Source organism: Ruminococcus sp. 5_1_39BFAA, assembly GCF_964240875.1.
GTDB lineage: Bacteria > Bacillota > Clostridia > Lachnospirales > Lachnospiraceae > Blautia_A.
Window position 1 is genome coordinate 72217 of record NZ_CAXSVO010000012.1, and the last position, 26256, is coordinate 98472.

23 protein-coding genes and 1 tRNA gene are annotated in these 26256 nt (G+C 46.3%); 21 read left to right on the forward strand and 3 right to left on the reverse strand.

Going from position 1 to position 26256, the window contains the following annotated elements; all coding sequences use genetic code 11:
* The first annotated feature begins 1 nt into the window (after position 1).
* The 19 genes from ACESZH_RS13690 to ACESZH_RS13780 all read left to right on the forward strand — a co-directional run bounded on the left by ACESZH_RS13690 (position 2) and on the right by ACESZH_RS13780 (position 22021).
* A complete protein-coding gene (locus tag ACESZH_RS13690; protein WP_373217070.1) occupies positions 2 to 775 on the forward strand; it encodes a TIGR03915 family putative DNA repair protein in 774 nt (257 codons plus the stop codon).
* Between the two features lie 70 nt (positions 776 to 845).
* Positions 846 to 3203 (forward strand): ATP-dependent DNA helicase, encoded by a 2358-nt coding sequence (locus ACESZH_RS13695; RefSeq protein ID WP_373217072.1) that lies wholly within the window; start codon positions 846 to 848, stop codon positions 3201 to 3203.
* A 152-nt stretch (positions 3204 to 3355) separates the two neighbouring features.
* Positions 3356 to 5182, forward strand: coding sequence for a glutamine--fructose-6-phosphate transaminase (isomerizing) (gene glmS / locus ACESZH_RS13700; RefSeq protein WP_373217074.1), 1827 nt, complete (start codon positions 3356 to 3358; stop codon positions 5180 to 5182).
* Positions 5183 to 5283: 101 nt separating this feature from the next.
* Entirely contained in the window at positions 5284 to 6750 is a 1467-nt protein-coding gene (locus ACESZH_RS13705; RefSeq protein WP_373217075.1) for a serine hydrolase, read from the forward strand.
* A gap of 104 nt (positions 6751 to 6854) precedes the next feature.
* Positions 6855 to 7229 carry a RidA family protein gene (locus tag ACESZH_RS13710; protein WP_373217077.1) on the forward strand — a complete coding sequence of 125 codons (375 nt, stop codon included), beginning with the start codon at positions 6855 to 6857 and terminating at the stop codon, positions 7227 to 7229.
* A 230-nt stretch (positions 7230 to 7459) separates the two neighbouring features.
* A complete protein-coding gene (locus ACESZH_RS13715) occupies positions 7460 to 8728 on the forward strand; it encodes a sn-glycerol-1-phosphate dehydrogenase (protein ID WP_373217079.1) in 1269 nt (422 codons plus the stop codon).
* A 64-nt stretch (positions 8729 to 8792) separates the two neighbouring features.
* Positions 8793 to 9281, forward strand: a complete 489-nt coding sequence (ispF, locus tag ACESZH_RS13720) for a 2-C-methyl-D-erythritol 2,4-cyclodiphosphate synthase (RefSeq protein WP_373217175.1) — start codon at positions 8793 to 8795, stop codon at positions 9279 to 9281.
* Between the two features lie 49 nt (positions 9282 to 9330).
* Positions 9331 to 10740, forward strand: a complete 1410-nt coding sequence (cysS, locus tag ACESZH_RS13725; protein WP_373217081.1) for a cysteine--tRNA ligase — start codon at positions 9331 to 9333, stop codon at positions 10738 to 10740.
* Positions 10725 to 11150 carry a Mini-ribonuclease 3 gene (locus ACESZH_RS13730; RefSeq protein ID WP_373217082.1) on the forward strand — a complete coding sequence of 142 codons (426 nt, stop codon included), beginning with the start codon at positions 10725 to 10727 and terminating at the stop codon, positions 11148 to 11150. The genes cysS and ACESZH_RS13730 overlap by 16 nt, the downstream gene beginning before the upstream one ends.
* Before the next feature lie 16 nt (positions 11151 to 11166).
* Positions 11167 to 11898 (forward strand): 23S rRNA (guanosine(2251)-2'-O)-methyltransferase RlmB, encoded by a 732-nt coding sequence (rlmB, locus tag ACESZH_RS13735; protein WP_373217084.1) that lies wholly within the window; start codon positions 11167 to 11169, stop codon positions 11896 to 11898.
* A gap of 64 nt (positions 11899 to 11962) precedes the next feature.
* The gene (locus ACESZH_RS13740) at positions 11963 to 12556 is read left to right on the forward strand and encodes a sigma-70 family RNA polymerase sigma factor (protein ID WP_373217086.1); all 594 of its coding nucleotides are present in this window, start codon (positions 11963 to 11965) and stop codon (positions 12554 to 12556) included.
* Between the two features lie 319 nt (positions 12557 to 12875).
* Entirely contained in the window at positions 12876 to 13379 is a 504-nt protein-coding gene (locus ACESZH_RS13745) for a hypothetical protein (RefSeq protein WP_373217088.1), read from the forward strand.
* Positions 13380 to 13388: 9 nt separating this feature from the next.
* Positions 13389 to 14078 carry a hypothetical protein gene (locus tag ACESZH_RS13750; protein ID WP_373217090.1) on the forward strand — a complete coding sequence of 230 codons (690 nt, stop codon included), beginning with the start codon at positions 13389 to 13391 and terminating at the stop codon, positions 14076 to 14078.
* Positions 14079 to 14133: 55 nt separating this feature from the next.
* Positions 14134 to 14907 carry a TasA family protein gene (locus ACESZH_RS13755; protein WP_373217091.1) on the forward strand — a complete coding sequence of 258 codons (774 nt, stop codon included), beginning with the start codon at positions 14134 to 14136 and terminating at the stop codon, positions 14905 to 14907.
* Between the two features lie 23 nt (positions 14908 to 14930).
* Positions 14931 to 16190 (forward strand): hypothetical protein, encoded by a 1260-nt coding sequence (locus ACESZH_RS13760; RefSeq protein ID WP_373217093.1) that lies wholly within the window; start codon positions 14931 to 14933, stop codon positions 16188 to 16190.
* Entirely contained in the window at positions 16187 to 16693 is a 507-nt protein-coding gene (locus ACESZH_RS13765) for a signal peptidase I (protein ID WP_373217095.1), read from the forward strand. The genes ACESZH_RS13760 and ACESZH_RS13765 overlap by 4 nt, the downstream gene beginning before the upstream one ends.
* Entirely contained in the window at positions 16683 to 17327 is a 645-nt protein-coding gene (locus tag ACESZH_RS13770; RefSeq protein ID WP_373217097.1) for a hypothetical protein, read from the forward strand. The genes ACESZH_RS13765 and ACESZH_RS13770 overlap by 11 nt, the downstream gene beginning before the upstream one ends.
* Positions 17324 to 21538, forward strand: a complete 4215-nt coding sequence (locus tag ACESZH_RS13775; RefSeq protein WP_373217098.1) for a SpaA isopeptide-forming pilin-related protein — start codon at positions 17324 to 17326, stop codon at positions 21536 to 21538. Before ACESZH_RS13770 ends, ACESZH_RS13775 begins: the two co-directional genes overlap by 4 nt.
* A gap of 117 nt (positions 21539 to 21655) precedes the next feature.
* Complete coding sequence (locus ACESZH_RS13780; RefSeq protein ID WP_373217099.1) at positions 21656 to 22021, forward strand: hypothetical protein; 366 nt, start codon at positions 21656 to 21658, stop codon at positions 22019 to 22021.
* 112 nt (positions 22022 to 22133) lie between these two features.
* On the opposite strand, the gene ACESZH_RS13785 is transcribed toward ACESZH_RS13780, so the two are convergent.
* The 3 genes from ACESZH_RS13785 to ACESZH_RS13795 form a co-directional block, all read right to left on the reverse strand.
* Positions 22134 to 22526, reverse strand: a complete 393-nt coding sequence (locus ACESZH_RS13785; RefSeq protein WP_373217101.1) for a 4Fe-4S binding protein — start codon at positions 22524 to 22526, stop codon at positions 22134 to 22136.
* 110 nt (positions 22527 to 22636) lie between these two features.
* The gene (locus ACESZH_RS13790) at positions 22637 to 24304 is read right to left on the reverse strand and encodes a glutamine--tRNA ligase/YqeY domain fusion protein (RefSeq protein ID WP_373217103.1); all 1668 of its coding nucleotides are present in this window, start codon (positions 24302 to 24304) and stop codon (positions 22637 to 22639) included.
* A 126-nt stretch (positions 24305 to 24430) separates the two neighbouring features.
* Positions 24431 to 24503: transfer RNA gene (locus ACESZH_RS13795), tRNA-Thr, on the reverse strand.
* Positions 24504 to 24969: 466 nt separating this feature from the next.
* On the opposite strand from ACESZH_RS13795, the gene panD reads away from it, so the two are divergent.
* Complete coding sequence (panD, locus tag ACESZH_RS13800; RefSeq protein ID WP_373217105.1) at positions 24970 to 25362, forward strand: aspartate 1-decarboxylase; 393 nt, start codon at positions 24970 to 24972, stop codon at positions 25360 to 25362.
* 53 nt (positions 25363 to 25415) lie between these two features.
* A complete protein-coding gene (gene panC, locus ACESZH_RS13805) occupies positions 25416 to 26255 on the forward strand; it encodes a pantoate--beta-alanine ligase (protein ID WP_373217107.1) in 840 nt (279 codons plus the stop codon).
* Position 26256: the final 1 nt, after the last annotated feature.

A 26256-nucleotide genomic window follows, 5' to 3' on the forward strand; every position in this document is an offset into this window, starting at 1 on the left:
TATGAACGGCGAAAAGACTGTACTGATCTGTGAAGATTCTATGGAAGGGATCTTTACGGCTGTGTATGACGGATGGCTGGACGGGGCAGGAAACAGGGAAGTGGAGGTGCGGGTCTGCGCCCCGGAAAACCTTGAACTTTTCTGTACCTACCGTCGCATCGAGACGGACTGTGAAAAGGCAGGAAAGGTTATGCGCACCATTCTGATGAAGCTTGGGGTAAAAACATATGAGGATATCTGTTATGCCGCAGTATCCCAAAATCCGGACAGAGGAACAGCCATCTACCGGGTGGTGAGAAAGGCACTTGGAAACGGACGGTGTGATGCCAGGATCATGGAAGCCTTGGCAGACCCGGACGTATCTACAGTGGCGAAGCTTCGCACAAAGGTCTGGCATGAGTTCCATCGGTATTTTGGCTTTGTAAGATTCAGGGAGCTGGGAGGCGGTATACTGTTTTCGAAGATCAAACCGGAAAATGATATTCTGGCTATGCTGGGTCCCCACTTTGCCAACCGGTTTCCAAATGAGAACTGGATGATATACGATGAGGGACGGGAAAAAGTACTGCTCCACCGAAAAGGGGAGGAGTGTACCCTGCGAAGCGGTGTAACTCTTTCACAGGAATACCGGGAGGATTTGACGGAAAAGGAAGAATATGAGGAACTGTGGCGGGCTTTTTGCAGCAGTATTACTGTACAGGAACGCAGAAACGGAAAGCTTCAACAGCAGTTGGTCCCGCTGAAATTCCGGGATAATATGCTGGAGTTTTCCTGAAAGCGATTTCCAAACGCACGCCTTTTGTGCTATACTTGTTACATTATGCAGCAGAGGCAGGAGTGCAGTGATGGAAAAACCAGTTATCCGTATATCCGTCAGAAATCTGGTGGAATTTATTTTAAGAAGCGGTGATCTTGACAGCCGCCGCGGTTCCGGGGACAAGGAAGCCATGTTAAAGGGCAGCAGGCTCCACAGAAAAATACAGAAGCAGATGGGGAGCAGTTACCGCGCTGAGGTTGCCCTGAAATGGGAAACTGTTTATGATGATCTGATCATTCAGGTGGAGGGAAGAGCGGACGGAATCCAGACTGAGGATGGCAGGACAACGGTGGATGAGATTAAAGGAATCTATGGAAAGCTGGAGCACTTAAGTCAGCCCATAGAGGTTCATCGCGCACAGGCTATGTGCTATGCCAGAATATACGGAGAAATGGAAGAACTGGAGGAGATTACGATCCAGATGACCTACGCAAACCTGGATACGGAGGAAATCAAGCGTTTTCAGGAGAACATGTCCTTGGAATCGTTAAAGGAATGGTACAAAGAACTTCTGGATGCATATTATAAATGGGTTTCCTACAAGCTGCAGTGGCAGCAGGAGAGAAATGCTTCCATGGAGGGACTGCAGTTCCCTTTCCCATACCGGGAAGGACAGAGAAAGATGGTGAGCAGTGTCTACCATACGATCAAGTCGGAAAAACAGATCTTTATCCAGGCGCCAACAGGAGTGGGAAAAACCATGTCCACGATTTTTCCCGCAGTGCGTGCGGTGGGAGAAGGCAAGGGAGACACCATTTTTTATCTGACTGCAAAAACCATCACAAGGACAGTTGCGGAGGAGGCATTCTCCATTTTGAAAGGAAAAGGACTGAAATACAAGGTCATTACCATCACTGCAAAGGAAAAGCTGTGCGGAAACGATGAAAAGCTTCAGTGTAATCCGGAAAGCTGCCCCTTTGCAAAAGGACATTTTGACAGGGTAAATGACGCGGTATTTGAGCTTTGGACACAAGGCAGTCTTTATGACCGCAGCGCAATTCTGGAGCAGGCCGTTAAGTGGCAGGTGTGCCCTTTTGAGATGTGCCTGGATCTTGCAATATGGGTGGATGCGGTAATTTGCGATTATAACTATGCCTTTGATCCAAATGTACATCTGAAGCGTTTCTTTGGGGAATCGGTATCAGGCAAATACATTTTTCTCATCGATGAGGCGCACAATCTGGTGGAGCGAGGAAGAGAGATGTACAGCGCGTCCATCTGTAAAGAAAACGTATTGGAAGCAAGAAAAAAGGTAAAGCCTTATGCACCGGCGCTTTACAGGGCGCTTGGAACGGTGAATAAGCAGCTCCTGGAGTTGAAAAAAGACTGCGGCAGGTATCAGGTGCTTGAAAATCCGGGCGCTTTGCCGATCAGTCTTCTGAAGGTGCAGGGAGAGATGGATAAGCTGATGGAGGAGCCGCCTGGTCAGGAGATTATAGAGGAAATCCTGGATTTCTATTTTGAAGTGAGGGATTTTCTGAATACAGCGGAGCTTGTGGATGAAAACTATGTAGTGTACACGGAGGACGGGGAGGATGGAAAATTCCGTATGAAGCTGTTCTGTGTGAATCCAGCCGGAAACCTTAGGAGTTATCTGGAAAAGGGAATCAGCACTGTGTTTTTTTCCGCAACCCTTCTGCCGCTGCATTATTACAGGAAGCTTCTGAGTACGGAGAAGGATGATTACGGCATCTATGTCCAGTCGCCTTTTTCACAGGAGAAACGGTGTATCCTCCTTGGGGGTGATGTAAGCAGCCGTTATACCAGAAGAAATTATACAGAGTATCGCAGGATCGCGGAATATATAGCCAGGATGGTCTGGCAGAAAAAAGGAAACTATATGGTATTCTTTCCGTCATATAAGCTGATGGAGGATGTATATCAGGTTTATGAGGAAGAGTTTTCCGCAGACTGGGTAAGATGTATCTGCCAGTCCTCATCTATGAATGAGCGGGAGAGAGAGGAATTTCTGGAGGAATTTGAGAACGATCAGGATTCCCTCGTGGCGTTTTGTATCATGGGAGGTGTATTTTCCGAAGGAATCGATTTGATGGGAGAGCGGTTGATCGGAGCCGTGGTGGTGGGAACAGGGCTTCCTCAGATCAGCAATGAGCGGGAGATCTTAAAGGAATACTACGGAGCGAGAGGTGAGAATGGATTTGATTATTCATACAGATATCCGGGCATGAATAAGGTATTGCAGGCAGCAGGCCGGGTTATCCGTACCCAGGAGGATGTGGGGGTGATATTGCTTTTGGATGACCGGTTCAGAAGCTATGAATACCAGGGATTGTTTCCGGTGGAATGGTCGGACAGGAAAAACTGTACGTTGTCCAGTATGGAGAGTTTCCTGAAAGATTTCTGGGATAACGTACCAGTATCGTGATGGACTTCGCACGAATTGGATATTGGCATTGTCCTTAAATAAAAACAAAATGCAATCTGCTTGACAGATATGAAAATTCAGGTATACTTTAGTTTGATTGAAAATGCAAAAAAATAAGCTGATTGTGCAAATTATATACAGGAGGTAACAATATGTGCGGAATTGTTGGATACATTGGGGAACATGAGGCAGCTCCCATTTTGCTGGATGGTCTTTCCAAGCTGGAGTACAGAGGCTATGATTCTGCTGGAATTGCAGTATACGACGGAAGCGAGCTGAGAATGGAAAAGGTTATGGGGCGTCTGAAGGTTCTGGAGGAACTGACCCATGGCGGAGAGACAATGAAAGGCACCGCAGGGATCGGTCATACCCGATGGGCTACTCACGGCTGTCCGTCCGACGTGAACGCACATCCTCATTTTAACAGTGAGCATTCCATTGTAGTCGTTCACAACGGTATTATCGAAAACTATGGAAAGCTGAAAAGGAAGCTGGAAGCAAAAGGATATGAATTCCTTTCCGAAACCGATACGGAGGTGCTGGTTCATCTGCTGACAGAGTATTATGACGGCGACCCGATTTCTGCCATTGAGAAGGTTATGCATCGTGTGGAGGGTTCCTATGCGTTGGGAATCATGTTCAAGGATCATCCGCACCATATTTATGCAGCCCGCAAGGACAGCCCATTGATCGTGGGTGCCAGCGATAAGGGAAATCTTATTGCATCAGACGTGCCAGCGATTCTCCGGTACACGAGAAGTGTATACTATATGGAAAATGAGGAGATCGTATGCCTTTCCAAAGAAAACATCCGTTTTTACAATATTGACGGCGATAAGCTGGAAAAGGCTCCCACAACCATTGACTGGGATATTGACGCTGCGGAAAAAGGCGGTTATGAGCATTTCATGCTGAAGGAAATCTACGAGGAGCCAAAGGCAGTGAGAGATACCATCAGCCCGCGTCTGAAGGACAACGATGTTGTTATTGAGGAGCTGGGTATGACAGACGAGGAAATACGTGCGATCCGCAAGATTGATATTGTGGCCTGTGGTTCCGCCTACCATGCAGGCGTGACAGGAAAATATGTATTGGAAGGCATGGCGCGTATCCCTGTTGAGGTGGATCTGGCAAGCGAATTCCGTTACCGTGACCCGATTTACGAGGAAGGAACCATGGCGATCATTATCAGCCAGTCAGGTGAAACGGCAGATTCCCTTGCTGCTCTGCGTGACGCAAAGGAGCATGGTGTCCGTGTTCTGGGAATTGTTAATGTAGTGGGAAGCTCTATTGCCAGAGAAGCAGACAATGTCATGTATACCTGGGCAGGACCGGAGATTTCTGTTGCCACCACAAAGGCTTACAGTGCTCAGCTTGCAGCTCTTTACCTGCTGGCATTGAAATTTGCGAAAGTCCGCGGAACCATTTCCAAGGAGGAGTTTGGGCAGCTTCAGAGTGATCTGATCCAGCTTCCGGAGCAGATTGAAACACTGCTTGGAATGAAAGAAAAAATCCAGCGTTTTGCATACCGCTATCTGGCGGCAGACCACATGTTTTTCATAGGCAGGGGCATTGACTACGCAATAGCACTGGAAGGATCCCTGAAATTAAAGGAGATCTCCTACGTGCATTCCGAGGCATATGCTGCCGGAGAATTAAAGCACGGAACCATTTCCCTGATCGAAGATGAAACACTGGTAGTTGCCGTAGCGACTCAGGAGAAGCTGTATCCAAAGACTATCAGCAACATTGTGGAAGTAAAGACACGAGGCGCTTTTGTTATGGCGCTTACCAACTTTGGGCATAAAGAGATAGAAAAGAATGCGGATTATGTGATCTACATCCCGAAGACCAGTTCTTACTTTACCAATTCCCTGGCGATCATCCCGCTGCAGCTTTTCGGCTACTATGTATCCGTGGGCAGGGGCCTTGACGTGGATAAGCCGAGAAACCTGGCAAAATCTGTTACGGTTGAGTAAGGCTGCCAGGAATGTGAAATAAAACGGAATTTTGTCAAAAAGAATTGCACTTGCGGGGAAAAGCAGTTATACTTTTTCTGAATTACAAAAAGGAGAAGTATATGAGAACTGATAAAAAGATACGTTTAGCAGGAGCTTTGCTTGGAAGCCTGTTGTTGTCTGTCTCTGCATCTGCATACTGTGTCAGCGCATCCGCTCAGGAAGAAAGCCTTGCTTCGGTTACGGAAGAATCCCAGATACTTCCCATTCCGTCAAGCGGCGGCAAGTACATGCTGAAAAGCAACGGGTTTTATTGTCTGAACGCGAACGGCACAAAGGACACGGCAGCCGCTGTCCACTATTTTGACCATTTTGTGATAGACGGTACTATTTTTAACGGTTACTACTATCACGACGAGAGCGGCAAATTTAAAGCAGCAGATTCCCATCTGGTGTATATGAAACAGCTTTCTCTCCCTGTAGAGGAAGGAGAAGACAGCGCAGTACAGTTGATGTTTGACGGGTTTCATATGGTGAATAACCTGGGGAAAATATCAGCGGCGCCGCAGGTTCGGTATCTTGATAATATAAATATAAACGGTACGGTGCTGAATGGCTTTTACTATTTTGACGAGTTAGGAAGGCTGGCATCGGAAGGCGGCATCCATTATATTGATGGCATGTACTTCCAGGAGCGGGAGTTTTCAGGATATTATTATTTTGGGGGTACAGGCGGCGTACTGTCCCAGGGAGGTACCACCCCGGACGGGCTGGAAGTGGACGATTCGGGAAAGATCACAGACATGGGAGAGCCGGGAATCCGGGATCTTAAGAAAACATTGAATACTCTGGTGTCTGGCTATGAAGGGGACTGGAGCATTTATGTAAAAGATCTTGGAGCGGATGAGGAACTTGTGATCAATGATAAGCAGATGGCATCCGCGAGTCTGATCAAAGCGTTTGTTATGGAAAAAACGTACCAGAATATGGAAACGGTACAGAACACCCAGGCAGCTCTTTTAAAATCCACTCCCGACAGTGATGCGGTGGCGAAAAAGCTGGGAGATCTGCTTACCAATATGATCACGGTCAGTGATAACGAATCATTCAATGAACTGGTGAGGCTTCAGACGGAGAACTATGATTTTGCTCTTGGTGCCAGAACCATTAACCGTTATCTGAAACAGGAGGGATATGCGGACACCTCTGTTTTACATACTCTGGCTCCGTCCGCTTCCGCGTCAACGGGAATCGGAGAGAGCAATACCACTTCAGTGACAGACTGCGGTCTTTTGCTGGAGCGGATTTACCGAAAGAAGTGTGTCAGCAAAGAGGCGTCCAAGGAGATGCTGCGGCTTTTGCTTGCCCAGGAAAATACGACAAAAGTTCCTACACCTTTGGAGTCAGGAATCAAGGTTGCCAACAAAACCGGGGAAAATGATAACGCCCAGCATGATATTGCCATTGTCTATGGAAGAAGGACGGATTATATTATTTGTGTCATGTCCCAGGATTATAAAAATGAAAATGATGCCATTGATCATATCAGAAGTATATCCAAAATGGTTTATAACTACTTAAACTGGTGATCTGTAATTATGGATATTACGAATATACAAAAATATTGCTTGACCCTAATAATCTTTTAGTATAGAATAAGGGCAGGACAGAGATTCTTGAAAGGAGATTCATTATGAAAGTAGTTTATACGGACAAGGCTCCGGCAGCAATCGGACCATATTCTCAGGCAATGATTTTAAATGGTGTATTGTTTACATCAGGACAGATTCCGGTAGATCCGGCTACAGGAGAGATCGCAGGAGATACGATCGAGGTTCAGGCAGAGCAGGTGATGAAGAACCTGGGCGCTGTACTGGCAGAAGCAGGTACCAGCTTTGAAAATGCTGTAAAGACAACATGTTTCCTGGCTGATATGGGTGATTTTGCAAAATTCAATGAAATCTACGCAAAATATTTTGTGAATAAACCGGCACGTTCCTGTGTTGCAGTAAAGACCCTTCCGAAGAATGTACTTTGTGAAGTGGAAGTTATTGCAGCAGTGGAGTAATTTATATACAGCCTGTTTTGAAATGATATCTGCAGCCTCCCGGAGTTCCGGGAGGTTTTTTGTTGCTAAGAAACCGCCGAAAGCCTGCGGCGAGACATTGATTTTTGCAGGAAAATCATGTATAATAGCAAACTGTAGTATTGTCTGGTTTTGTCAAGGCAATCGGTACTTAAATTTATATGGCAAAGTCACTTAAATCAACAGTTATAAAGTCAGGAGGAGATAATTACATGCGAGTCGATGCGGATGATTTTGGCCGACCTTGCGGTTGCGGAAAGGAGCATCACATAGAAGTCAAAGAAATTTTGATTGAAGCAGGGGCCATAGACAAGCTGGAGGAGGAAATGTCAGACGGTTTTCTGAAACAATACATTTCTCCCCTCTTAATCTGTGACACGAACACTTGCAGGGCAACGGAAGAAATCATGGAAGAAATATTTGATCGTTGTCAGGTACTTGTGCTGGAGGCGGAAGGTCTCCATGCAGACAATCTTGCGGTGGAAATTGTGGAGAACAATATGGATGAGGATATAGACATCATCCTTGCTGTTGGTTCGGGAACGATCCATGATATCAGCCGCTACGTTGCATTTCAATACAGAATACCTTTTATTTCTGTTCCTACCGCAGCCAGTGTGGACGGATTCGTATCTACTGTGGCAGCTATGACATGGAACGGTCTGAAAAAGACTGTACCTGCCGCTGCTCCCATGTGTGTCTATGCTGACACAAATATTTTTGCAAACGCACCCAAACGGCTCACAGCATCCGGCGTATCGGACCTGATGGGAAAATATATCTGTCTGGCAGACTGGAAGATCGCCCATCTGCTGACAGGAGAATATTATTGTGAACGTATTGTGGAAATGGAAGAAAAAGCACTGAAAACTGTCAGGGGAGCCTTGCGTGACATTGCAGCAGGAGAGCCGGAAGACTGTGAAAAGCTGATGTACGGGCTGATCCTTTCAGGGATTGCCATGCAGATGGCGGGAAACTCCAGACCAGCCTCCTGTGCGGAGCACCATATGTCCCACCTCTGGGAGATGGAGGTTTTAAACGGTCCTCTGGACGCACTTCACGGAGAAAAGGTTTCCGTGGGGATGATGACCGTATTAAAGGAATACAGACGGATCGCCAGAGCGATCCGTGAGGGAAGATGTCAGGTAAAGCCATATGCGGACTGTGATGAGCAGCTTCTTTCTGAGACATTTGGCAAAAAAGGACTTCTGGACGGAATCCGAAAAGAGAATGAGCCGGAGCTTTTGCTGGACGTGTCACCGGAAAGATTAAAGCGCTGTCTGCCTGATATTGCGGAGGTTATAGATGATCTTCCTGATGAACAGGAAATGGAGCATCTTCTTGACAAGGCTGGCTGTAAAAAAAGCGTTTATGATATCGGACTTGAGGAAAGTATCGTTCCCTTAAGCCTGCAGCTTGCGCCCTATGTGCGCAGGCGTTTAAGCCTTCTCAGAGTAAGCAAGATGCTTGAAATCAGATAGAAGCCGGCTGCAAAGCAGCAGCCTGAAGAAAAATTGGGAGGAAAACGACGAATTGGAAAACAGGATGAGAGTGGGAATGGGTTATGATGTACATCGTCTGACGAAAGACCGTGACCTGATCCTGGGAGGAGTAAACATTCCGTGGGAAAAGGGACTGCTGGGGCATTCTGATGCGGATGTGCTGATTCATGCGATTATGGATGCTCTTTTGGGAGCTGCTGCTCTTGGAGATATCGGAAAGCATTTTCCGGATACAGATCCTAAGTATAAGGGTATTTCCAGTGTTCTGCTTTTGGAACATGTGGCAAAGCTTTTGGAGGAAAAGGGATTTGGCATCACAAACATTGACGCTACGATCATTGCCCAGAAACCAAAGATGGCGCCTCATATTCCCCAGATGCGGGAAAACATTGCAAAGGCACTGGGAATTGAGACATCCAGTCTGAATATCAAAGCCACTACTGAGGAAGGGCTTGGTTTTACCGGAAGGGAAGAGGGTATCGCCTCACAGGCAATCTGCCTTCTGTATGTCCGAACACCGAAAAAGGACTGATCGTCTGCTATGTGTGTATCGGGCTTAAAAAAATGGAGGAAAAGAGACTATGAAATTATTTAATACATTAACCCGCAGAAAAGAGGAGTTTATCCCTCTGGAAGAAGGTAAGGTAAAAATGTATGTTTGCGGGCCTACCGTATACAATCTGATTCACATCGGAAATGCCCGCCCTATGATTATTTTTGATACGGTTCGCCGCTATCTGGAATATAAAGGTTATGAGGTGAATTTTGTTTCAAACTTTACCGATGTGGATGACAAGATCATTAAAAAGGCAATCGAAGAGGGTGTAAGCGCCCAGGAAGTTTCCGACAGATATATTGAAGAATGCAAAAAGGATATGGCCGGCATGAACGTAAAGCCTGCCACAACCCATCCTCAGGCAACCCAGGAAATCCAGGGAATGATCGACATGATTACGACCCTTATTGACAAAGGATACGCTTACCCTGCTGCAGATGGAACCGTATATTTCCGGGTTAAGAATTTCAAAGAATACGGTAAGCTTTCCCATAAAAATCTGGATGATCTGCAGTCAGGCTTCCGTGCCCTTCAGGTTTCCGGTGAAGACCAGAAGGAAGACCCTATGGATTTCGTACTGTGGAAACCGAAAAAAGAAGGAGAGCCATCCTGGCCCTCTCCCTGGTGTGACGGTCGTCCTGGCTGGCATATTGAATGCTCGGTTATGTCGAAGAAATATCTCGGAGAGGAAATTGATATTCATGCAGGCGGCGAGGATTTGATCTTCCCGCACCATGAAAATGAAATTGCACAGAGTGAATGCTGCAACGGCAAGACTTTTGCAAAATACTGGATGCACAATGCGTTCCTGAATATTGACAATCGAAAAATGTCCAAGTCCCTGGGGAACTTCCGTACAGTCCGTGAAATCAGCGAGCAGTATGATCTGCAGGTTCTGCGTTTCTTTATGCTGAACGCCCACTACAGAAGCCCGCTGAATTTCAGTGCAGAGCTGATGGAATCCTCGAAAAACGCTCTGGAGCGTATCAGGGAGGCAGCAGCGCGGTTAAGCGACAGAAAAGCAGCGGCTGTCTCGGCAGAAGCGACAGAGGAGGAGAAAGATCTTCTTGTGTCTGCAAAGGAATACGTGGCAAAATTTGAGGAAGCCATGGATGATGACTTTAATACTGCAGACGGTCTCGCGGCTGTTTTTGAGTTGGTGAAATTTGCTAATACCAATGTAAACGAGAGCAGCTCCAAAGAACTGGCAGGAGGAATTCTGGACATTCTGACAGGGCTTTGCGATGTTCTGGGCCTGACCATTGAGAAAAAAGAAGAGATTCTGGACAAGGAAATCGAGGATATGATCGCAGAGCGCCAGGCAGCGAGAAAGGCAAAGGATTTCAAGAGGGCAGACGAAATCCGCGACGAGCTTCTCGCGAAGGGCATCGTTTTAAAGGATACCCGTGAAGGTGTGAAATGGAAACGGGCTTAGAAAATTTAAAGGAGCTATTTCATCTGGAGGATAGGGACTTAAGGACCTATTCTCCTTTGACGCTTGCTTATATCGGAGATGGGGTCTACGAGCTTGTGATCCGCACTATCCTGGTGAAGCACGGAAACTGTCCGGTGAACCAGCTTCATAAGCGTGCCAGCAGTCTGGTCAAGGCAAGTGCGCAGTCCGCTATGATGGAGATACTTGAGCCAATGCTGACGCCGGAGGAGCTGGCTGTTTATAAACGGGGAAGAAATGCCCATTCCCCTACCATGGCAAAACATGCTACCATGGCTGATTACCGCAGAGCTACAGGATTCGAAGCTCTGATGGGATATTTGTACCTGAAGGAAGATTTTCTTCGTATTTTTCAGCTTGTGCGGGCTGGAATCCCGGAAGATAAGATTTAGAAAACAGGAGGACGAAATGAGCGAACAGATTGAAGGCCGCAACGCGGTGCTGGAAGCCTTCCGTTCCGGAAGATGTGTGGACAAGCTGTTTATTCTGGACGGCTGTCAGGACGGTCCGGTGCGTACCATTGCCAGAGAAGCCCGGAAAAAAGATACCATTATCAACTATGTGTCCAGAGAACGTCTCGACCAGTTAAGCGAGACGGGAGCGCATCAGGGAGTCATTGCGCAGGTGGCTGCCTATGATTACTCCACTGTGGAAGATATTTTGAATAAGGCAAAAGAAAAAGGAGAACCGCCTTTTATTTTTCTGCTGGATAATATTGAAGATCCTCACAATCTGGGGGCGATCATCCGTACAGCAAATCTGGCGGGCGCCCATGGAGTGATCATTCCAAAACGCCGCGCAGTGGGGCTGACAGCTACCGTTGCGAAAACCTCTGCAGGCGCTTTAAATTATACGCCAGTTGCAAAAGTAACGAATCTGGGTCAGACGATTGACGAGTTAAAGGAACAGGGACTTTGGTTTGTCTGTGCGGATATGAACGGAGAAACGATGTACCGTTTGAATCTGACAGGACCAATAGGGCTCGTGATCGGAAACGAAGGCGAGGGAGTGAGCCGCCTGATCAGGGAAAAATGTGATTTTACTGCATCGATTCCCATGAAGGGAGACATTGATTCTCTGAATGCTTCTGTGGCGGCAGGAGTTTTGGCCTACGAGATCGTGCGCCAGCGTTTGGCATAAAGGAGAAAAAATGCAGCCGTCCCAGGGCGGCTGCGTAAGCTGTTTTGGAGGTGTTTGAGGTAACATGGAGCGGTATGACAATGTCAGTGATGAGGAATTGATTGCCCGCCTTCGCAAAGGGGAAACCGGTATAGCAGATTATCTGCTGGAAAAATACAAGGGGCTTGTGCGCCAAAAAGCGCGTGCAATGTACTTGATCGGCGGCGATACGGATGATCTCAGCCAGGAAGGAATGATAGGGCTTTTCAAGGCTGTACGTGACTACCAGCCGGACCGAGAGGCTTCTTTTATGACTTTTGCGAGAATGTGCATAGATCGTCAGCTTTACAGCGCAGTCCAGAATTCCAACCGTCAGAAACATATCCCTTTAAACCACTATGTTTCCTTAAGCAATGAGGATGAAGAAGAGCCTGTAATAGAACAGTGGGTAGCCAATCCGGAATCTATTATCATCGGCAAGGAGAGCATCCGGGATCTGCAGGACAAAATTGCCGGTTCCTTAAGCCCTATGGAAAATAAGGTCCTGAATTATTTTCTAAGCGGCAAGACCTATGCGCAGATCGGAGAAGCTATGGGAAAATCGCCCAAATCCATTGACAATGCACTGAAGCGGATTCGTGTAAAGGTCCGTGAGGAGTTGGATAAATACGGGAAATAAAGAGTTTATAATTCTTTCATTTTTTCCCGTATTGACTTTTGAAAAAAATATGGTAACATAACAGATAATCAAAACATTTCACAAATGATAAATCTTACAATATCTGAAACATATATCTTAAATCTTAATTATTTCATTTAACTTTTCAGTTTTATCCCATTTTTTATTTTGTCAGTACTTTTCTGTATTTCTATTCTCTAATGCGCCGTCTTAGCTTTTCTATAGATACGGAGGTGATTCCCTTGTGCTTATAACATATCAGTTATCATGTTCAGAGAAAGGAGAACACAGGCAGAAATGTCTGTAGGTTTGTTGAGATATGAAGAAAAAATGGTTAGTTTTTAGCCTCATCATCGGTCTTATCGCAGGCTTCAGCGGTGCAAGTGTGTATGCCTGGCTGATCGATACGAAAGAGGTTGATAATGCTGTCCGCTTTGTCCAAAACAAAGTACATATTGAAGAGGAATTTGATCCTCCTCCTGACCCCAAGCCAGGTGATGTAATTGTAAAAAAACCATCGATTGTAAACGATTCTGTGATTCCGGTATATGTCCGTGCGCGTATCTGCTTTACTGATTCAGATGCACAGGCGCAGTGTGAGCCGCTTGTTATTCGGGAGGGCTGGGATCTTGAAAAAGATGGATATTATTATTACAGAAAAAAGCTCGAAACAGGTGAGGGTACAACCGATATTTTTGATAATATTGTGATAAAAAACAGTGTAAAAAAAGAAGAATTGATACCTTTTGACATTTTGGTCTACGGTGAGGCAGTTCAGGCGCGGAACTATGCCTCTCCGCAGGAAGCCTTTGAAATGCTGTAGGAGGTATGTATGACAGGGAAGAAAAAAATAGCGGGTCTGCTTTTGGCTGCTATCTGCCTGGGTGGATTCTGCGCAGATAGGACAATGGCATATATGAGTGATAAGGAACAGGTGAAAAACCATCTGGATTTTGTGGGAAAAGATGGCTTAAATGCCATTCTCACAGAGCCGGACTGGCGGGAGGAAAATGGTCTGAAAGTGATTCCCAACACCGTGATACCTAAAAATCCGCAGGTCACCAATACATCGGAAATAGACCTGGACGAGCTGGTGGCACTGAAGTGCGAATTTGTCTATACGGCAGAGTGCCCTGACAGATCAAGGACCGGCAGGGTATTAAGTTCTCAGGATATGGCTTCTGTAGTTGAGGTGTTTCAGATTGATTACAACAGTGACGATCCGAAAAAAGGCGATTGGGTCAGATTTGAGGGCCAAAATGAGACAGATGCTGTTCAGTGTTTTTATTACAGAAAGACGCTGAACCGCAATTATCCCGGAACGGGGGAAACGACAGTGCCCTTATTTACGGAGCTTAAAATTCCTAAAACCGTTAATAACAGGCGATTTTCAAAAATACAGACCATAGGAGGTTTTGATATCCGGATTTCAGGGCATGTACTGCAGCAGATGACCGGAGAAAATTATTTTGGACTGAACTGCGCAGAAGATGCTTACAGGGCTGGATTGTTTGAACTATAGCCGGAATAAAGGCATAGGGCGAAACGAAGCAAAAAGCGAAAAGGAGAATATTGTTATGAAACGAAGAGATTTAATACGATATACAGCGGCTGCTGCCATAATATCTGCGATTGCTGTCGTTGGAGTGGGAAATACCATTGCTTATTTTACGGAGTCATCCACCAAGGTAAACTCGTTTACAACAGGTGATCTGGATCTGGGATTGCGGGAGCCGGAATGGGAACCGGATGAGGAGGATGGCGAAAACATGTATCCTGGTTATACGGTATATAAAAATCCCACTGTAAAAAACATTACTTCTGATAAGAACGGTGAGGAGCCCTGTTACTGCCGGATCAATGTGGAGATTCTGGACAGGAATGACCGGGAGGTGACAGGAGCGGACGCGCTGAATCTGATTTACAAGACGATTTATTTTGATCCCAGCTTTACCGGGACATATGACAGTATGGCTGGAGAGGCACAGGGACTGGTGCAGGGGCGGATACCTGGATATAACCTGGCGGAGCTCTCCAAATATTCCATGGTAAATCCGTTATGGACAAAGGACACAGCCCGCTCTACTCCGTCTAAGCTTGTATTTAATTACGTGGGCGAGGATGGGGACGGAATTCTGGATATCGGGGAGGAATCCACACTTTTTACAAATATCGTGATTCCTACGGACTGGAACCAGACACATCTCACTACAATGGGAGATTACAAGCTGAAAATCACGGCACAGGCAATCCAAAGCAGCGGATTTGCGGCTCAGGAGGATGCTTATGAGATGCTGGATGAGGAAATTAACGGAGGGACGATCCAGGAAATCGTAAGGGATACTGTCTGATGAGTAAAACAGAGGAGAAGCTTATGAAAAAACGTAAATGGATTTGGCTGGCCACCTCTGTGATGGCGGGAATCCTCCTGTTTTCCGGTTCGGCTCTGGCAGCATGGAATGTTACAGGGCGTTCGACTAATTTTATTACCATGTCCTCATGCAAAAATACCATTATAGAAGAATATAAGATGCCCAGTCATGTGGAACCGGGACAAAAGGTGGTAAAGAAGGTGAATATCCAAAATGAGGGAAATTCAGATACCTTAGTCCGGGTAAAAATTGAAAAGATACTGGGAACCCGCGGAGAGGATGAGAGCTTTCTTGCAGATAAGGAACTGGACCCGGAAATGATAGAGGTGGATTTTAATCAGGACTACTGGAAGAAGCTTCCGGATGGATACTGGTACTATGCAGATGTGCTGCGTGCCGGAACATCCACAAAGGAACCGCTTATGAAAAGCTATCGGCTCTCAGAACGGGCAGACAACCGATATAAAAACAAGGAGGCACAGATTGTTGTAAGCATGGAATGCATCCAGGCAGAAGGCGGTGCCATGGAAAATCTGTGGGGAATTGAGCAAAGGGAACTTGGAATTACTTATTTGCCCTGCCGCTGCGAAACAGTGACAAAGGTGATTTTTACCGGGGATAAAAAGCTTCGCATCGAAGCGCCGGATGACAACCTTTTTTCCAGCTTCCAAAATCTGCTTCCAGGCTGCGGAAGGACCCAGACGGTAAAGCTTGTGAATCAGTCAAAGGAAGCGATCTCTCTTTATCTGCGTGCCGAGGCAGCAGAGCAGAACAGGATGAGCGAAGAAAAGCTGCAGCTTGTGCAGCAGCTCCTGTCAAAATACGCCGTGATCCAGGTGAAGGAAGGAAATACGGTGCTGTATCAGGGAACCGTAGATGGAAACCTCAACGGAAAAGGCTGGTCCATGAAAAAGGATATTTCTTTGGGCACCTTCCGAACTAAAGAAACAAAAAATCTGGTGGTAACCCTGTCTCTGGATTCACGGATGGACAATCAGTACGAGGAGCTTTTGGGAAAGGTGAACTGGGTATTTACTGCCAGCGGCGGGCGTGATACGGAAACGGAATCCAATGATCCTTCAGGCTCCGGCGGGAATCCCGGACAGCAAAAGGCAGTTGGAACGCTCAGTCCGAAAACTGGTGATGCCACATCTATTCTGGCAGAGCTGTTTTTAATGGGATGTGGTCTGATCGGCGCAGTCTTCAGCGGTTGGAAAATTTACGGAAGGGAGAAGACAGGGTGTGCAGGAAAAAGACAGTGAGTCGGCTGATTTGCATAACCGTAAATGTGCTGCTGGGATGCTGCTGTACTCTGCTGATGTTGCTGGCTGTTCCACAGCTTGTCGGTTTGGAATGCTATGCCGTGGTTTCCGGCAGCATGGAACCTGCACTGCCTGTAGGGAGTGCTGTGTATGTGAAAAGGATCCCCTTCTCTGACATTTCAAAGGGGGATGTGATCACCTATGTGATCGGAGAGAGCGGAATGCGGGTTACCCACAGAGTGGTGGAGACAGATGAGAAAAAGCAGCAGTTTGTGACAAAAGGAGATGCCAATGAATGTGTTGACGGAAAAACGGTAAGCTTTCAAAATGTCTGCGGTGTAGTGAAATTTTATCTGCCATTGTTGGGATATTTGCAGAAGTTTTTAGCGAATGACAAGGGGAAAAGAGCAGCGGTCAGCACATTGCTGGGTCTTTTCCTTATGTCGGAGCTATTGGAAAAAGATAAAATAAGAAAGAAGGTTTTTGCAGACAATGAAGGGTAAAAAGAAAAATTATGTCCTGGTGCTGGCGGCTGTGCTGTTGGCGGCTCCCGGAGCTGCTGCGGGGGTGACGGCTGCATATTTAAGCCGTTCTCCCGGTGAGGTTCGGAATGTGATCACAGCAGGTTCCGTAAAAGCTGAGCTGAAAGAGGAGCATTGGAAACCGGAAAACGGGGCGGCGGTATATCCGGGACAAAGCATTGATAAGGATCCCGCGGTAAAGAACACGGGGGAGAATGACGCATATGTGTTTTTGGAGGTATCAGTTCCCGTGGAAAATATTGCGCTTGTGGATGAAGCGACAGGCAGAAAAATGGAAAGGCGAAGCTGCGAGCTTTTTTCCTTTCGGGCAGATGAGGAAAACTGGCAAAAATTAGTGTATGAAACTGCCGATGGGTATGCCCGTTATACCTATGGCTATAAGACGGTGCTTCAGCCGGGAGAAATGACAGCGCCTCTGTTTGAACAGGTGACTGCTGCAAATTATCTGGAAGGAGAGTTGGAGGAAGGCAGAAGCTACGGAATCCAGGTGACTGCGAAAGCGATTCAGGGAAATGTAGATGAGCGGGAGCTGGAACAGATTTACAGAGAATTTGTAAAGCAGTATGAGGATGACGGGAAAGGAGGAATGGAATGAGCAGAAAGACATGGGAGAGCAGGGGACTGGCACTGATCCTGGCGGCAGCCATGGTGTATGGATCGGGCGTCCAGAAGCTGACAGCAGCAGAGGAGACGCAGCTTGAAACAGAAGAAGAGGGGATAAGCCAGGAAGAAACGGATGGCTTTCAGGGAGGCGAAGAAGAGTCAGAGTGGGGAGAAAGCGGGAATTTCTATGGGCTGGATGAGAAAGAACCTGGTGAAGAAAATGCAGCCGCTGAGCAGGATGCAGAAGAAACCTGGTACAGTGCAGAAGACGGGAAATCAGAAGAGCCTTGGCTCTATGACTGGTACAGCGAGGAATTTCAGGAATGGGTTGACGAAAAATGTACCTGTATCTTGAAAGGAGAGGGGATTGACATTCTGGAGCATGATGACGGATGTCAGGCTTATGAGGAAATCCTGGAGAAAAAATGTACTTGTGGTATATCAGGAAGCATTACGGATCATAAGGAGGAATGCGCGCTGGTTACCCATATGAGAGAAACGGCAGCATTTATGGATATTATGCCGTACGCTGTCACAAGCGGAACAGGGATTTCATCAGGACAAAACGGATGGACTATTGTGGATAGTTATGACCGTGTATATGACAGTTCCTTCAGGCAGATCAGTTTTCATTCCAATACAGAAGTGCTTCCTTTCAGCGATGTTTCGTCTGCGGCGGCAGAGAGCGTGGATGGGGATGAGCATTGGTTTGTGGTAAAAAAGGAAGGCGCAGCAGGTCGTATTGGCTACAGGGTTACAAATGTGGCTTACCAGGATGGAAAAGCCATAGATGCGGTGATCACGCTGGCTGAATTTAACCCATACGTATACAGTATGGGAGATGTGGCAGTCAAAGTGATGACAAGCCTTGGTATCAGAAAACAGAAATTTTATACAAACGGTATTATGCTTCAGGCGAGCGGCGGCGACCAGGCGTTGAGAGTGGACCTGGTAGAGCATGGTACAAGCAACCGGATAACGGGAAACTACGGCTTTCGTATCGGAAATATTAATTACGGGCAAAGATATGGAATCTGCGCAAGGTCCGACCTTACAGGAAAGAATTCACTTACCGGAAAATATGCTACAAGAGACTGTTCGCTTTCCTATGAAAAATACCAGACTCTGGGGATTGACTGGGATATGATCAATGCACCGCAGTCGGGCAATGAGGGAACTTCCGTTTATCTGGAGGTGAAAAATACCAGCAGCTTTTATTTCTTTATCGGGGCACCGGGGGACCATGAAAACGATCATCCGGGGCACCGGTATTCCAAAACAGGCTTGGAGGAGAAGCGAAAATCTATTTTGGATCATAATTTTAGCGATGCAAAACCGGTGACCGTGAGCTGGTCCGGCAATGCTTATGGTCCAAAGGACCCTGTGATCCATAAATTTGTCAGCAGCAGCGGAGACAACGGAAGGGAAACTTCCCTAACCCTGAATACGTCCACGGCATCATTTTATTATGATCTTGAGATGTATGTACCTTATGATGAGCCGTCTAATACAGCAGGGTGCGCTTACAACAGCCTGTGGATTACAGATGCTTTGCCTGTTGGAATTGATTATGATCATGATTTCAGCGTGTGGGACGCGCTGACAGGAGCTAACCGTACCGGATGGTTTACTTTGACGGACAATTATGATACGCTGACTATTTCTGCTACAGCGGCTGCTCTTGCTGACCCGGGCTTTTATGAAAATACATACCGGATTAAGGTAAGGGCAAAAATGGATCCCGCAGAGAAGGAACCGGAAAGAAACGGGGATAGTTATACATATACGGCAGTGAACTCCGGTACGCTGTATGTAAACCATAAAAATGACACCAGAGGAAATGTTGCTATTCCCACTGGAAATGCGTCAACTGTTTACAGAGGAACCATCAACAGGCAGTATGGTGTCCACAAATATATATCAGTTTCCGGGGGAAACTGGGCTGATTCGGGTAATGTGGCAGATATTGCAGACGCATTCAGCTATAATATGACGGTGGATGTTCCATATAATGAGTATGGCGGTTTTGCCGATCATTTTGTTGTAACGGATACACTTCCTGCGGGCCTTGCCTTTGCCGATAATAGCTTTTATGCAGTAAATGAGGACGGAGATGTAACAAGATACTTTACGGCAAGCTTCAGCGGGCGTACCCTGACGGTAACTGCATCAGCGGGAGCACTTGCAAGTCAGGCATTCTATGGAAAGCATTATAATCTTGTGTTCAATGCCAGGATGCTCCACAGTGAAATGACACCGGAATATAGGGGAAATGAAGCGGTCTTTACTGCCAGAAACCAATTCGGGTTGGCAATTAAGCATAAAGCTGACGGAGCAGCGTCATCTCTGCATTCTAATATTGTCCCGGTGTCAGGAAGCCTTGTGAGAACGGATCCACCATCGCCTGTAAAAAAAGTGAACGGAAAAGATAGTGCGGAGTTTTCCGGAAGAGGGCTTACTGCAGTTTTTTCTGTGACCCAGGCGATCCCGGCATATGATCGCTGCTGGTCTTTAAGCAGCTTCGGCTTTGAGGATGTTCTTGAGTCGTGTTTTGAGCTTCAGTCGGCAAAGGTGTATGTGAACCAGGTTGAAAAGGCTTCATTCGGAAAAAACAGCGGATCTTCAAACGGATGGAATTTGTCCGTGGATGGGCAGAAGGTTTCGGTAAAGACAGAGAATGGTGTTGCGGATGGTTGTTACGGGAGCAGCATAAGGCTGGAAATGACGGTAAAGCTGAAGGCAGGATGCAGCCTGAAAAGCTATTATGTAAGCAATTCCAATGCTGAGATTCTGGAATCGCATATTCCCAATGGGGCGACTACAGTTTTTCAATGGGCGAAAAATGGATTGGAATCCCTCACAAAGAATACGGGGCTTGTTCAGGTGATTGTGAAAGAAACGACTCCCAAAGGGAGAATTTCGGTGAAAAAAACTTCAGAAGCAGGTTCGCCTCTGAAAGGAGCCGTATACCGGATCACAGCAAAAGAGGACATCCTGTCTATGGCAGGAAAGGTTCTTATGAAAGCCGGATCATTGGCAGATACAGTTACTACTGACGGAGACGGGAATGCTGTGACGAAAGGTTTGTATGTGGGAAAATATACGGTGACAGAGGAACTGCCGCCCCAGGGTTACACCAGAAATCTGAGTCCGACCGATGTGGAGATCCGTTATACGGAGAGTCTTGAAGCTGGAACAGAAGAAAGAGTATCCTTCCAAAACAAAGAGACACTTGTTTACTTGAAAAAAGTTTCGGAACTGGCTCCGGGTGAAAGTGAAGCACTACCCCTTAAAGGGGTCGGGTTCCGGATCTGGAATAAGACGGAATCCGAGGGGCAGGGAAAGACTTACGAAACAGATGAAAGAGGATTGATAGAGCTGAAAGGAATAAAGCCTGGTACATATTGCTATCGGGAAATATCTGTTCCGGTGGGCTATGTGGCGGACAGCCGGGTCCGGGAATTTGTAATGGATGAGTATGGACAGGTTGAAAAAGAGCATGGACATATCATTCCGGTGGAAAACCTTTTTATTAAGGCAGAATTTTTAAAAACCGATAAAGTGACAGGCCAGGCTCTGCCAGGGGCAGAGCTTCAGCTCACGGACAAAAGCGGCACGGTGGTGGATACCTGGATATCGGAAACAACACCTCACAGGATCAACCGCATTCCAAAAGGAACCTATACTCTTACAGAATTAAAAGCGCCGGAGGGATACAAAGAGGGCAGGCCGGTAACGTGTGAGATCAGCGCAGCATCAGATGTTCAGACATATAAAATGACGGACGCCAAATATGTGAATATCCGTCTCACAAAGCGTATTTATGCGAACGAGATCGTCATGGCGCACGGCAATCCTGTGTTTATTTTCCAGGTAACAGGAACAGATGTGGACGGAGATGCGTACACCTGGTACAATACAGCAGAGTTTTCCGGGAATAACGCAGCAGAGGATGGGATAATATCAATGTTTGTAGATTTTCAAGTACCTGCAGGCGTATATACTGCATCGGAGCTTTCAACCGCCAGATATGAGCTGGAAGCTATAACGGGAGCTTTAAACGGCACTGCATCTGAAAACGCTGTAAAATTTGACTTATCCGGAAACAAGAATGGAGGCGCTGTTTTTACAAATAAAAAAATTACAGACAGTGAGCTGACAGATACGGCACTGGTAAGAAATCAGGTGATACAAGAAAAGTAGAACCGTTTCTTTATATTTTTCTTTCCTTTTTGCGATAAAAGTATTACAATAAGGATAAGCTATATTTCATGTTAAATATAGGCAGAAGGTGAATACTTGAAAGGAGCATAAACTTTTATGGCAAAAATGAACAAATATTGGGGAATGGTAGCAGTTGGAGCTATGACAGCGGCAGCCGCCGGATTTATGGCAGCAGCATTTATGAAGAAAAAAGCTGTTACTGACGGACCTGATTTTGAGGACGAGTTTGACGAAGATTTTGACACTCCGGAAAAGGCGGATGAAGAGGGAAAAGAGACACAGGAAGATTTTGCTTCCTGGGAGCCGTCATCTGAGGAGGAAGAAAAATCAGAGGCTGATGAGCAGGAAGAATCTGAAGAAGAGACTGCCGCAGCTTCCGAAGAAGCTGAAGAAGAGACAGCACCGGAGGAGTCCGCTGAAGAGGCAGAAGAGAACGATGCCGAGTCTGTAAAGATTGACTGATGAGACTGCTGTTGTATCATGATACATCTAACGTCCGGATATAAAATTAACCCGTAAAATAAAACGTCCCGCAGATTCCTGCGGGGCGTTTGTGCTGATATTATGTATTTTTTTATGCTTCTTTAATTTCCAAAACTCCCATTGGACAGGCTTTTGCGCAGATTCCGCAGGCGATACATTTGCTTGCATATTCCTTGTCCTCTGCTTTTACCATTACGCCAAATGGACAGGCTTCCACACATTTGCCGCAGCCCACACATTTCTTTTTGTTGATCATGTAAACACCCTTTGCATTCTGAGTGATAGCGCCTTCCGGACAGGCTTCTGCACATTTTCCGCACTGTACGCAGGTAACAGGCTTCGGGGTCTCACCGTCTTTTTTTACAGAAATGTGGATACAGGATAAATTCTCATTGAATTCCTTGTAAAAAGCCTCAGAACAGGCAATTTCACATTCTTTGCATGCCATACATGCGTCTTTTTTTGCTACATAGAGTTTTTTCATTTTTGTTCCCTCCGCTTTTTTCTTTTAGTTTTTATTCCCGCAGGCAACAAGCCAAACGGACGTGATTCCACGTCCATTTAGCGGTTGCTGATGCTTTCTTTTGAAGTTTTTCATGCCTTTGGAAGCTTGAATGAGCTTTTTAGTGACACGATACGGTTAAATACAGGAGCGCCTTCCTTGGAGTCATGGATATCGGCACAGAAGAAACCGTTTCTTACAAACTGGTAGCTGTCATATCCCTTTGCTTCCATCAGGGCTGGTTCCACATATGCGGTCATTTTGGTGAGAGAATTCGGATTGAGATTCAACTCACCGGTTTCTTTGTCATATACGCCCTTTTCCTCATCCACGATATTTTCGTACAGACGCACAACTGCCTGTCCTGCGCTGGATGCCTCAACCCAATGGATGGTTCCCTTGACCTTTCTGCCGTCCGGAGCATTGCCTCCTTTGGTAACAGGATCATAGGTGCAGTGAACGACCCTGACTGTACCGTCATCATCAGCCTCAAAGCCTGTACAGGTAACAAAGTAGGCGTTCATCAGACGGACCTCTGTACCTAAAAACATTCTCTTGTATTTCTTGGGAGGCTCTATCATAAAATCGTCCCTCTCAATATAAAGCTCTTTTCCGAATGGAATCCGGCGGCTTCCCAGCGCTTCGTTCTCCATATTATTAGGAGCATCCAGATATTCCAACTGCCCTTCCGGATAGTTGTCGATCACAAGCTTAATGGGATCCAGAATTGCCATAAGGCGCGGACGTTTCAGCTTTAAATCTTCGCGGATGCAGTATTCAAGCATGGCATAATCCACAGAGCTGTCTGCCTTTGCCACACCGCACAGCTCCACAAACATTTTGATAGCCTCCGGGGTATAACCGCGGCGGCGGAGCCCGGAAATGGATACAAGACGCGGATCATCCCAGCCGTCCACAATGCCATCCTCCACAAGCTTCTTAATATAACGTTTTCCGGTTACCACATTCGTCAGGTAAAGCTTGGCAAATTCAATCTGCTTCGGCGGGTGGGGATATTCCAGTTCCCTTACGACCCAGTCATATAATGGTCTGTGATCCTCAAATTCCAAAGTACAGATAGAATGGGTGATTCCCTCTATCGCATCCTCGATTGGATGGGCAAAATCATACATAGGGTAAATACACCAGGTATCGCCGGTTCTGTGGTGGCTTCTGTGGGCGACACGGTAGATTACAGGGTCGCGCATGTTGATATTCGGAGAGGCCATGTCGATCTTGGCACGGAGAACCTTTTCTCCATCCTGGTATTTCCCATCCTTCATATCCTGGAAAAGCTGGAGATTTTCTTCTACGCTGCGGTTGCGGTAAGGACTCTCTTTTCCAGGCTCTTTTAAGGTACCGCGATACTCCCGGATCTCGTCAGCGCTTAAGTCACAGACAAATGCTTTTCCTTTTTTGATCAGGGTCACAGCAGCCTCATACATCTGCGGGAAATAATCGGACGCAAAGTAAAGCCTGTCCTCCCAGTCAGCACCCAGCCATTTGATATCTTCTTTGATAGATTCCACAAACTCAGATTTTTCCTTGGTAGGGTTGGTGTCATCGAAGCGCATATTAAACTTACCATGATATTCCTGAGCAAGTCCGTAATTCAAAAGAATGGATTTGGCATGTCCGATGTGAAGATAGCCATTAGGCTCCGGCGGGAAACGTGTGTGTACAGTGTCATAGACACCCTCTGCCAAATCTTTATCAATAATATTCTCAATAAAATTTTTGGAAACTGTCTCGTTATCCATCTCTTTCCCTCCTAAAAATACTCTTAGATTATTTATCTTACCATAAATCAATCTGTTTTAAAAGATTTTATGCGAAATTTTGGCTCATTTTGGGTAAAAAATAACCCCAGAAAATCTGGGGTTAAAAGCTGCTGACGGGAATCGGACCCGTGACCTCCGCCTTACCAAGGCGACGCTCTACCGACTGAGCCACAGCAGCGCTCTGTTTATGATAGGCATTTCTGCCGCTCACAGTTGATTATATTACCAGACAAAAATGGGATTGTCAACACCTAAATTTAATATTTTGAAAAAATATGGTTGGATAGTTGTTACGGGTTACTGTGAACGGTAGCGGATTGTACCGATAAAGATACTTGGTTTTTGCTGCCAATTTTGTTATAATGCAGTTGGAGATAGTATTTGTTCCAAAACTATACTCTATCTGATGAACTGCTATTTTATGATTTATGGTCAGAACGCAGAATGTCCTTTTGGGCGGCGTGCTGATCAGGCTATACAACTACATATTTTTTTAATGGGCTTATATTTGAAAGAAATAGGACTCAAAAAAGAAAGCTGTAAAAGTAATTGTATGAAAATGGATAATTATTATTTGTGCATCTTTAGGGTCGGTTTATGCCTGAAGGTGCTTTTTATTTTGTAAAAAAGGAGGTGCTGGCAGTATGACAGTGGAAATGCTGAAGGGCAAGATCCACCGCGCGACGGTTACGCAGGCAGAGCTGGATTACGTGGGAAGTATCACGGTGGACGAAAGTCTTTTAAAGGCTGCAGGGATTCTGGAATATGAAAAGGTTCAGATTGTGGATGTCAACAACGGAAACCGGTTTGAAACATATACCATCAGCGGCGAAGCGGGAAGCGGCATGATCTGTCTCAATGGTGCGGCTGCAAGATGCGTCAGCGTGGGAGATAAAGTCATTATTATGGCATATGCCGGATACAGCGAACAGGAAGCAAAAGAGCATAAACCTGCAGTGGTTTTTGTAGATGAAAGCAATCACATCAGCAGGACAACAAACTATGAAAAACACGGTTTGTTAAAGGACATGGAATAACAGGGAATCGGAACGAGGCTATCTTCAAATCCATAGGAAGAGAGGAAACAAAAATGCAGGTAACAAAAACTGTAGATGAAACAAGAGCACTGGTAAAAGGATGGAAAAGAGAAGGCAAAACCGTTGGACTGGTTCCTACTATGGGATATCTTCACGAGGGACACGCCAGCCTGATCAAGAAATGCCGGGAGGAAAATGATATTGTTGTAGTATCCGTATTTGTCAACCCGACACAGTTCGGCCCGAACGAGGATCTGGAGGCTTATCCGAGGGATTTCCAGAGGGACAGCGCCCTTTGTGAGAGTCTGGGAGCGGATCTGATCTTTCATCCGGAACCGGAGGATATGTATATCAATCCCTGTGCTTATGTCAGCATTGACACACTTTCCCAGAATCTCTGCGGAAGAACACGGCCCATCCATTTCAAGGGCGTTTGTACGGTGGTATCGAAGCTGTTTCATATCGTTGCGCCGGACAAGGCATACTTTGGACAAAAGGATGCACAGCAGTTGGCGATCATTAAAAAAATGGTGCAGGATCTGAACTTTGACATTCAGATTGTGGGATGCCCGATCGTGCGTGAGGAGGATGGCCTTGCAAAATCTTCCCGCAATACCTATCTGAATGAAGAGGAGCGCCAGGCTGCACTTTGCCTGTCCAGAGCAGTCAAAAAGGGCCAGGAGATCATTGCAAAGGATATGGACAGTGAAGCAGTCCTGAAAGAAATGCGTGCAGTTATTGAAGCTGAGCCTCTGGCAAAGATCGATTACGTTTCCGTGGTAGACGCGCTGACCATGCAGGACGTAGATAAGGTTGACCGTGATGTTCTGGTTGCTATGGCAGTTTATATCGGCAAAACGCGCCTCATTGACAATTTCAGTTATGAGGTATAGC

Bases quoted from the DNA above. Each gene is read 5' to 3' on its own strand.
- ACESZH_RS13690 (WP_373217070.1), top strand. From the start codon at position 2: ATGAACGGCGAAAAGACTGTACTGATCTGTGAAGATTCTATGGAAGGG.
- ACESZH_RS13695 (WP_373217072.1), top strand. From the start codon at position 846: ATGGAAAAACCAGTTATCCGTATATCCGTCAGAAATCTGGTGGAATTT.
- glmS (WP_373217074.1), top strand. From the start codon at position 3,356: ATGTGCGGAATTGTTGGATACATTGGGGAACATGAGGCAGCTCCCATT.
- ACESZH_RS13705 (WP_373217075.1), top strand. From the start codon at position 5,284: ATGAGAACTGATAAAAAGATACGTTTAGCAGGAGCTTTGCTTGGAAGC.
- ACESZH_RS13710 (WP_373217077.1), top strand. From the start codon at position 6,855: ATGAAAGTAGTTTATACGGACAAGGCTCCGGCAGCAATCGGACCATAT.
- ACESZH_RS13715 (WP_373217079.1), top strand. From the start codon at position 7,460: ATGCGAGTCGATGCGGATGATTTTGGCCGACCTTGCGGTTGCGGAAAG.
- ispF (WP_373217175.1), top strand. From the start codon at position 8,793: ATGAGAGTGGGAATGGGTTATGATGTACATCGTCTGACGAAAGACCGT.
- cysS (WP_373217081.1), top strand. From the start codon at position 9,331: ATGAAATTATTTAATACATTAACCCGCAGAAAAGAGGAGTTTATCCCT.
- ACESZH_RS13730 (WP_373217082.1), top strand. From the start codon at position 10,725: ATGGAAACGGGCTTAGAAAATTTAAAGGAGCTATTTCATCTGGAGGAT.
- rlmB (WP_373217084.1), top strand. From the start codon at position 11,167: ATGAGCGAACAGATTGAAGGCCGCAACGCGGTGCTGGAAGCCTTCCGT.
- ACESZH_RS13740 (WP_373217086.1), top strand. From the start codon at position 11,963: ATGGAGCGGTATGACAATGTCAGTGATGAGGAATTGATTGCCCGCCTT.
- ACESZH_RS13745 (WP_373217088.1), top strand. From the start codon at position 12,876: ATGAAGAAAAAATGGTTAGTTTTTAGCCTCATCATCGGTCTTATCGCA.
- ACESZH_RS13750 (WP_373217090.1), top strand. From the start codon at position 13,389: ATGACAGGGAAGAAAAAAATAGCGGGTCTGCTTTTGGCTGCTATCTGC.
- ACESZH_RS13755 (WP_373217091.1), top strand. From the start codon at position 14,134: ATGAAACGAAGAGATTTAATACGATATACAGCGGCTGCTGCCATAATA.
- ACESZH_RS13760 (WP_373217093.1), top strand. From the start codon at position 14,931: ATGAAAAAACGTAAATGGATTTGGCTGGCCACCTCTGTGATGGCGGGA.
- ACESZH_RS13770 (WP_373217097.1), top strand. From the start codon at position 16,683: ATGAAGGGTAAAAAGAAAAATTATGTCCTGGTGCTGGCGGCTGTGCTG.
- ACESZH_RS13775 (WP_373217098.1), top strand. From the start codon at position 17,324: ATGAGCAGAAAGACATGGGAGAGCAGGGGACTGGCACTGATCCTGGCG.
- ACESZH_RS13780 (WP_373217099.1), top strand. From the start codon at position 21,656: ATGGCAAAAATGAACAAATATTGGGGAATGGTAGCAGTTGGAGCTATG.
- ACESZH_RS13785 (WP_373217101.1), bottom strand. From the start codon at position 22,526: ATGAAAAAACTCTATGTAGCAAAAAAAGACGCATGTATGGCATGCAAA.
- ACESZH_RS13790 (WP_373217103.1), bottom strand. From the start codon at position 24,304: ATGGATAACGAGACAGTTTCCAAAAATTTTATTGAGAATATTATTGAT.
- panD (WP_373217105.1), top strand. From the start codon at position 24,970: ATGACAGTGGAAATGCTGAAGGGCAAGATCCACCGCGCGACGGTTACG.
- panC (WP_373217107.1), top strand. From the start codon at position 25,416: ATGCAGGTAACAAAAACTGTAGATGAAACAAGAGCACTGGTAAAAGGA.